Origin of the sequence: Pseudomonas sp. NPDC089741 (assembly GCF_044748825.1) — a bacterium.
In the GTDB taxonomy this organism is placed as follows: Bacteria; Pseudomonadota; Gammaproteobacteria; order Pseudomonadales; family Pseudomonadaceae; genus Aquipseudomonas; species Aquipseudomonas helmanticensis.
The window spans coordinates 233908-241725 of the sequence record NZ_JBIVGT010000007.1; the positions used below are offsets into that span (position 1 = coordinate 233908).

Here is a 7818-nt window from a genome sequence, read left to right on the forward strand (position 1 = left end):
TACTCAAAAACCCCTGACGCCCCATCACCCCCGATTGCGCCCCTATCAAACCTCGCGCAAATATCACAACGATCAGCGAACTCCAGCGCAATAAAATCCTGCAAAACCCCGCTTTCCGAGTATTCCTCTCAATTTTTTCCGACTGCTTGCCATCCTCTCCCCTCGCGGTTAGGGTTGAAGGCATGAAAACCTCTCACACCCTCATTCAGCTTCGCCAGCACCGCAGCCTGTGCCTCGTCAGCGCACGACTGCCGGGCTGAATCGCTGCGCCTCGTCCTACAAGTTTCCCAGAACATTCGTAACACCGGCAGGCCGCCTCTTTTCGGCCCAGACAATAAGGAATTTCCCGATGAGCATGCTCAAAGATCCGTCTTCGAAATACCGCGCGTTTCCTGTCATCAATCTGCCGGATCGCACCTGGCCATCGAAAACCATCGACACCGCGCCGATCTGGTGCAGCTCCGACCTGCGTGACGGTAACCAGTCGCTGATCGAGCCGATGGACGCGGTGAAGAAGCTGCGCTTCTGGAAAACCCTGGTTCAGGTCGGTGTGAAGGAAATCGAAGCGTCGTTCCCGGCCGCTTCGCAAACCGATTTCGACTTCGTGCGTACTCTCATCGAAGAAGGCCACATCCCGGACGACACCACCATTCAGGTGCTGACCCAGGGTCGTGAAGACCTGATCGAGCGTACTTTCGAATCCCTGCGCGGCGCGAAGAAAGCCATCGTTCACTTGTACAACGCCACTTCGCCTTCCTTCCGTCGCATCGTCTTCAACCAGGACAAGGACGGCATCAAGGCCATCGCGGTCAACGCGGCCAAGCTGTTCGTCAAATACGCGGCGATGCAGCCGGACACCGAGTGGACCTTCGAATACTCGCCGGAAACCTTCAGCGCCACCGAACTGGAATTCGCCAAGGAAGTCTGTGACGCGGTGATCGAGGTGTGGAACCCGACGCCTGAGCACAAGATGATCCTCAACCTGCCCGCCACCGTTGAGTGCGCGACGCCGAACATCTACGCCGACCAGATCGAGTGGTTCGGCCGCAACATCAACCGTCGTGACAGCGTGATCATCAGCCTGCACACCCACAACGACCGTGGCACCGGCGTTGCCGCCACCGAGCTGGGCCTGATGGCCGGCGCCGATCGCGTCGAAGGCTGCCTGTTCGGCAACGGCGAGCGTACCGGTAACGTCGACCTCGTCACCGTCGCGCTGAACATGTACACCCAGGGTCTCGACCCGCAGCTGGACTTCTCCGACATCGACGGCGTGCGTAAAGTCGTCGAGGAGTGCAACCAGATTCAGGTGCACCCGCGTCACCCGTACGTTGGCGACCTGGTGCACACCGCGTTCTCCGGCTCGCACCAGGATGCGATCCGCAAAGGCTTCTCTCAGCAGAAACCCGACGCACTGTGGGAAGTGCCGTACCTGCCGATCGACCCGGCCGACATTGGCCGCAGCTACGAGGCGGTGATCCGCGTCAACAGCCAGTCGGGCAAGGGCGGCATCGCGTACTTGCTGGAGCAGGAATACGGCATCAGCCTGCCGCGTCGCATGCAGATCGAGTTCAGCCAGGTCGTGCAGCGTGAAACCGATCGTCTCGGTCTGGAGATGACGGCCAAGCAGATTCACTCGCTGTTGATCAGCGAATACCTGCAAGCCAACACCCCGTACGCGCTGGTCAGCCATCGCCTGCAGGAAGAAAACGGCAACAGCAATGTTGAAGTGGAAGTGGCGAGCAAAGGTCAGGGCGAAACCAACCTGCACTGGCGCGGCAAGGGCAACGGTGCGCTGGAAGCACTGGTCGCCGGCCTGCCGATTCCGGTGGAAATCATGGACTACAACGAACACGCGATCGGCGCGGGTACCAACGCCAAAGCGGCGGCCTACATTGAGCTGCGAGTGAATGGCGAACGTGCGGTGCACGGCGTGGGTATCGATGAAAACATCACCACGGCCAGCTTCAAGGCACTGTTCAGTGCGCTGAACCGCTCGCTGAGCCAGCCTGAGGCGAAAGCGGCGTAATCGACTGCTGAAATGCAAAAGGCCCCGGCGTTTAAACGCCGGGGCCTTTTTTGCGATCGTTCCCATGCTCCGCGTGGGAATGCCTCAAGGGACGCTCCGCGTCCAGTGACGCGGAGCGTCACGGGCTGCATTCCCACGCAGAGCGTGGGAACGATCGGCTGCCTCAGGTGAGCTCGAACGTGTCGGCATCCAGATTCGCCGGGAAACGCTCGCGATAAGCCGCCAGTGGTGCGGCCTCCAGCACGACTTTGAACACGCCGTCCGCCTCCCCCGCCGCCAGCAAGGTTTCGCCCTGGAAATCCAGCACCTGACTGTCACCGGTGTAGGCAAAACCCTTGCCGTCGGTACCAATGCGATTCACCGCCGCCACATAACAAAGGTTTTCAATGGCTCGCGCCGGCAACAGGCGATTCCAGTGCAAACGCCGCGCACCCGGCCAGTTCGCGGTGTACAGCAGCAAATCAGTGTCTTGCGCATCACGGCTCCACACCGGAAAACGCAGGTCATAGCAAATCAGCGGACGTACACGCCAGCCCTTCAGTTCGAACTGCACCTGCCGCTCGCCGGGGGTGTAGTGGTTGTGCTCACCGGCCATGCGGAACAGGTGACGCTTGTCGTAATGCAGTACTTCGCCGTCCGGTCGTGCCCACAGCAGGCGATTGCGGTGGCTGCCGTCGGCGGCCTGAATGATCACGCTGCCGGTAATCACTGCATTGAGTTTCGCCGCCTGAACCCGCAGCCATTTGCTGGTCGGGCCGTGTTCGGCCTCGGCGAGGGTTTCTGACTCCATGGAGAATCCGGTGGTGAACATTTCCGGCAGGATGATCAGATCCGCACCACGCGCCTGCTCCAGCAATTGCTCGAAGTGCTCAAGGTTGGCCTGGCGATCATGCCAGGCCAGGGTGGTCTGGATCAGCGCCAGGTTGAGATCGGATAACGCACTCAAATCGCGCATAGTTGCGCCGCCGCTTCACGCAGCGTCTCCTCGCGTTTGGCAAAGCACAGACGCACCAGGCGCTGGCCTTCGGGTGGGTTCTGGTAAAAGACCGACACCGGGATACTTGCCACGCCGTGCTCACGGGTCATCCACATGGCCATTTCGACGTCATTCAAATCCGGGCGGATCTGCGAATAATCGACCAGCTGGAAGTAGGTGCCGGTGACACGGCTGAAGGTGAAGCGCGATGGCGTCAGCAGATCGCAGAACAGGTCACGCTTGGCCTGATAGAAACCCGGCAGCTCTTCGACGTGTTCAGGGTGCTCGGCCATGTAATCGGCCAAGGCGTATTGCAGCGGTGTGACGCCGCAGAAACTGACGTACTGGTGGACTTTGCGCAGTTCGGCGGTCAGGGCTGGTGGCGCGACGACGTAGCCGGTTTTCCAGCCGGTGACGTGGTAAGTCTTGCCGAAGGAGCTGACTACGAAGGCGCGCTGATACAGCTCTTCGTGCGCCAGCACGCTGACGTGCGGCACGCCGTCGAACACCAGGTGTTCGTAGACTTCGTCGCTGATCAGATAGATGTCGCGATCACGGATCAGCGCCGCCAGTTGATCCAGCTCGGCACGGCTGATCAAGGCGCCGCTGGGGTTGTGCGGGGTGTTGATGACGATCATTTTCGTGCGCGGACTCAGGGCCGCGGCGAGCTTGTCGAAATCAATGGAGAAGTCGTCCGGGTTCAACTGCACATGCACGCAACGACCGCCCGCCAATTCCGTCGCCGGTTCGTAGCTGTCGTAACAAGGATCGAACACGATGACTTCGTCGCCGCTGTGGATAACCGCCTGAATCGCACAGAAGATCGCCTGGGTCGCACCCGGCGTGACCGTCACTTCGCTGTCGGCATTGACCTGCACACCATAACTGCGAGCGATTTTCAGCGCAATCTGTTCGCGCAGCGCCGGCAGGCCAGTCATCGGCGAATACTGGTTATGGCCACTGGCAATATGCCGACCGACCGCGTCACGCAGCGACTGCGGGCCGTCAAAATCAGGGAAACCCTGGGACAGGTTGATGGCTCCGGTTTGCGCCGCGAGCTGAGACATCTGCGTGAAAATAGTGATGCCGACATTCGGCAGCTTACTGGTGATCATCGGGGGTTCCCTGCTCAACACCCGGCTCTGACGACGGCGCGGGAGAGCCCGAGGATAGCCCATCCGGCGCCCATAAAAAAAGGGCGCCGGATGGCACCCTTCTCTCATTCGTACAACACCAAACACTGTGGCGAGGGGATTTATCCCCGTTCGGCTGCGAAGCAGTCGCAAACCCTATCAATGCGGAGTGCCTGTTACACCTTCGCCACAGGTTTTGGGGCCGCTACGCGACCCAACGGGGATAAATCCCCTCGCCACAAAAGCCCGTCAGCAAGCGGCGATTTACTTCTTGTCGCGGCGCTTTTTGTCGGCTTTCTTGCTGTGCGACATCATCCGACGCTTCCTGTTGACCTGGCGGTCGGTCAGCGTGTTTTTGTTGCCTTCGTACGGGTTCTCGCCGCCTTTGAACTCGATGCGGATCGGCGTACCGACCAGCTTGAGCACACGACGGTAAGTGTTCTCCAGATAGCGCACATACGACTTCGGCACTTTCTCGATCTGGTTACCGTGGATCACGATGATCGGCGGGTTGGCACCACCCAAGTGAGCGTAACGCAGCTTGATCCGGCGGTTGTTGACCATCGGTGGCGCGTGCTCGCCAACCGCGTCTTCGAGAATCTGGGTCAGACGGTTGGTCGGCCAGCGGGTGACCGCCGACTTGAACGAGTTCTGTACGGACGCGTAGAGGTTGCCCACGCCGGTACCGTGCAGTGCCGAGATGAAGTGGATGTCGGCGTAATCAACGAAGAACAGACGACGCTGCAGCTCGACCTTGACGAAGTCGCGCTCGCTCGGCGTCATGCCGTCCCACTTGTTGATCGCGATCACCAGCGCACGACCCGACTCGATGGCGAAGCCCAGCAGGTTGAGGTCGTGATCGACCACACCTTCGCGGGCGTCCATCACGAAGATCACCACGTTGGCGTCTTTGATCGCTTGCAGGGTTTTCACCACGGAGAATTTTTCGACTTCTTCGTGGATCTTGCCGCGCTTGCGCACACCGGCGGTGTCGATCAGCGTGTACTTCTCTTCATTCCGTTCGAACGGGATGTAGATACTGTCGCGCGTGGTACCGGGCTGGTCATAAACGATTACCCGGTCTTCACCGAGCATGCGATTGACCAGGGTCGACTTGCCGACGTTCGGACGGCCGATGATGGCGATCTTGATGCCGTCTTTTTCGCTTGGGCCAGGAATGCGCTTGGCTTCCTCGCCTTCGGCAACGATTTCTTCTTCGCCGTCTTCCGGGTCTTCTTCGTCTCTCGGGAAATCACCCAGGGCGATTTCCAGCATCTGGGTGATGCCACGGCCGTGAGCACCGGCGACAGGAATCGCGTGGCCCATGCCCAACGGAGCGAATTCAGCGCGGGCCATTTCCGGGTCGATGTTGTCGACCTTGTTGGCTACCACGTAGGAACGCTTGTTACGTTTGCGCAGGTGTTCGGCGATCATCTGGTCGGCGGCGGTGAAACCGGCCTTGGCATCTACCAGGAACAGCACGACATCTGCTTCTTCAATGGCCAGCAGCGACTGCTCGGCCATTTTTTCGTCCATACCGTGTTCGTCACCGGAGATACCACCGGTGTCGACCAGAATGTAGGAACGCCCTTGCCACTTGGCCTCACCGTACTGGCGATCACGGGTCAGACCGGACAAATCGCCGACGATGGCGTCGCGAGTCCTGGTCAGGCGGTTGAACAAGGTGGACTTGCCGACGTTCGGTCGGCCCACCAGGGCGATTACGGGAACCATGCGGCTCTCCACTTCGTTATTTCAGAAAATACAAAAGCCGCTGCGAGGCAGCGGCTGGTGCTCGGGGCAACACTGTGGGTGTTCTCTGTGGGGGCGAGCCTGCTCGCGAAAAACGCCAGGGCACCGAGTTTATTCAGGCCGTCTGCGTAATCGTTGACGCCCATCGCGAGCAGGCTCGCTCCCACATCCACACTCACAAGTGAAGCTGCCTGGGGGTGTTAACCCCAAGCATAGTTGTTACTTGATGGTCAGGGCTTCCAGTTTGCCGCTGTTGCCATATACATAAATCGTGTCACCCACCACCAGCGGACGGGCACGCAGGCCGTCGCTGTCGATGCGCTCACGGCCGACGAAACGACCGTCAACCTGGCTCAGCAAGTGCAGATAACCTTCCAGGTCACCGACTGCAACGTAGCTGGAGAACACTTCCGGAGCCGACAGTTGACGACGAGCCAGCGAATCGTTGCTCCACAATGCTGTGGTGGAACGTTCGTCGACGCCTTCAACGGTGCCCGAGGACAGGCTCACGTAAACGCTGCCGAAACCCTGAGCAATACCGGCGTAGCTCGACGCATCGCGCTGCCAGAGTTGACGACCGCTTTCCAGATCCAGTGCCGCAACGCGACCCTGATAGCTGGCAACGTACAGCGTGCCGCCGGACAACAGCAGACCGCCGTCGATGTCGACCACGCGCTCCAGTTCCGAACGGCCTTGTGGAATCGCGATCCGTTGTTCCCACACCGGCACGCCGTTGGAAATGTCCAGAGCGACCACTTTGCCAGTCGACAGGCCAGCCACCGCGAGGCGGTTGGTGACGAGCGGCGCACTGGTGCCACGCAGGGTCAGGACGGCAGGCGTGCTGTCATAGACCCAGCGCTGAGTACCGGTGGAGGCATCCAGACCGATCAGACGATCGTCCTGAGTCTGCACCACCACGACGTCGCCGTTGTTGGCCGGCGGCGCGAGGACTTCGCTGTTCACACGAGCGCGCCACTTCTCTTCACCGTTGATGGTGTCCAGAGCAACGACTTCGCCACGCAGCGTACCGATCAGAACCAGACCGTAACCCACGCCAACAGCGCCGGAGACTGGCAGATCAAGATCCTTTTTCCACTTCACATCGCCGTTGCCACGATCCATGGCCATCACCACGCCGGTCACATCGGCCGCGTAGATGGTGTCACCGTCGATCGCCGGCACCAGCATGTTGTAGGTTTCGCCCTGACCGTCACCGATCGAACGACTCCACTGCTTCTGCAGAACCACTTCTTCTTTGAAGTCGGTCAGTTCGGCCGGTGGCAATTCTTTCTTGCTGTTGCTGCTGCAACCCGCGGCCAGAAGGGCCAGAGCCAGCAATGCTGCATGCTTCCAACGGATCACGTCACGCATCCCCTTTGGCCAGGTCGTCGAGCTTGATTTGAAGGCCACCGACCGCCGCTTCATCCGACAGTGCCGCCTTGGCTTTTTGATACGCCTTGTTCGCGTCATCGGTGCGGCCCAACTGCACCAGCAGGTCGCCCTTGAGTTCTTCGCGAGTGGCCAGGAACGCTTTGTCGGCGTCGCCGTCGAGCAGTTTCAGGGCATCTTCAGCCTTGTTCTGCGCGCCGAGCACCTGCGCCAGACGCTGACGGGCGATTTCGCCCAGCGCCGGGTTGGCCGGTTTGTCGACGATGGCTTTCAGTTCGGTCGCGGCGTCGTCCAGCTTGCCGCTGTCCACAGCCACTTTGGCCACGAACAGGCTGCCGTATTGCGCGTAGGCAGAACCGCCGAATTCGCTGTTGAGCTTGCCGGCCAGATCAGCCACGCGCGCTGCATCAGGCTTGCCGTCAGGCGTCAGCGTGGTTTCCAGCAGTTGCTGATAGAGCACCGAGGCGCCTTGCGACTGGTTGCTCTGATACTTGTGAAAAGCCTGCCAGCCGAACACGATGACCAGCGCCAACAGGCCG

General features: G+C 60.2%; 6 protein-coding genes. 1 reads left to right on the forward strand and 5 read right to left on the reverse strand.

Features of this window, described 5'->3' with window-relative positions; all coding sequences use genetic code 11:
- Nucleotides 1–349: 349 nt before the first annotated feature.
- Complete coding sequence (gene leuA, locus ACIPZE_RS10735; protein ID WP_053123514.1) at nt 350–2029, forward strand: 2-isopropylmalate synthase; 1680 nt, start codon at nt 350–352, stop codon at nt 2027–2029.
- A 163-nt stretch (nt 2030–2192) separates the two neighbouring features.
- Here leuA and ACIPZE_RS10740 read toward each other — a convergent pair whose 3' ends face one another.
- From ACIPZE_RS10740 to ACIPZE_RS10760, 5 genes are all read right to left on the reverse strand, one after another.
- Nucleotides 2193–2984, reverse strand: a complete 792-nt coding sequence (locus ACIPZE_RS10740; RefSeq protein WP_400772792.1) for an amidohydrolase — start codon at nt 2982–2984, stop codon at nt 2193–2195.
- Complete coding sequence (locus ACIPZE_RS10745; RefSeq protein ID WP_400772794.1) at nt 2972–4120, reverse strand: pyridoxal phosphate-dependent aminotransferase; 1149 nt, start codon at nt 4118–4120, stop codon at nt 2972–2974. Before ACIPZE_RS10745 ends, ACIPZE_RS10740 begins: the two co-directional genes overlap by 13 nt.
- A gap of 282 nt (nt 4121–4402) precedes the next feature.
- Nucleotides 4403–5872 carry a ribosome biogenesis GTPase Der gene (gene der / locus ACIPZE_RS10750; RefSeq protein WP_129395380.1) on the reverse strand — a complete coding sequence of 490 codons (1470 nt, stop codon included), beginning with the start codon at nt 5870–5872 and terminating at the stop codon, nt 4403–4405.
- A 237-nt stretch (nt 5873–6109) separates the two neighbouring features.
- Nucleotides 6110–7261: an outer membrane protein assembly factor BamB gene (bamB, locus tag ACIPZE_RS10755; protein ID WP_129395382.1), complete on the reverse strand. Its 1152-nt coding sequence runs from the start codon at nt 7259–7261 to the stop codon at nt 6110–6112.
- Nucleotides 7254–7818 (reverse strand): tetratricopeptide repeat protein (locus ACIPZE_RS10760; RefSeq protein WP_400772796.1); only part of this gene is annotated, 565 nt, incomplete at its 5' end. The genes bamB and ACIPZE_RS10760, both read right to left, overlap by 8 nt.

What these genes read in the sequence shown, in the direction of transcription:
- leuA (WP_053123514.1), top strand. Translation starts at nt 350, where the DNA reads ATGAGCATGCTCAAAGATCCGTCTTCGAAATACCGCGCGTTTCCTGTC.
- ACIPZE_RS10740 (WP_400772792.1), bottom strand. Translation starts at nt 2,984, where the DNA reads ATGCGCGATTTGAGTGCGTTATCCGATCTCAACCTGGCGCTGATCCAG.
- ACIPZE_RS10745 (WP_400772794.1), bottom strand. Translation starts at nt 4,120, where the DNA reads ATGATCACCAGTAAGCTGCCGAATGTCGGCATCACTATTTTCACGCAG.
- der (WP_129395380.1), bottom strand. Translation starts at nt 5,872, where the DNA reads ATGGTTCCCGTAATCGCCCTGGTGGGCCGACCGAACGTCGGCAAGTCC.
- bamB (WP_129395382.1), bottom strand. Translation starts at nt 7,261, where the DNA reads ATGCGTGACGTGATCCGTTGGAAGCATGCAGCATTGCTGGCTCTGGCC.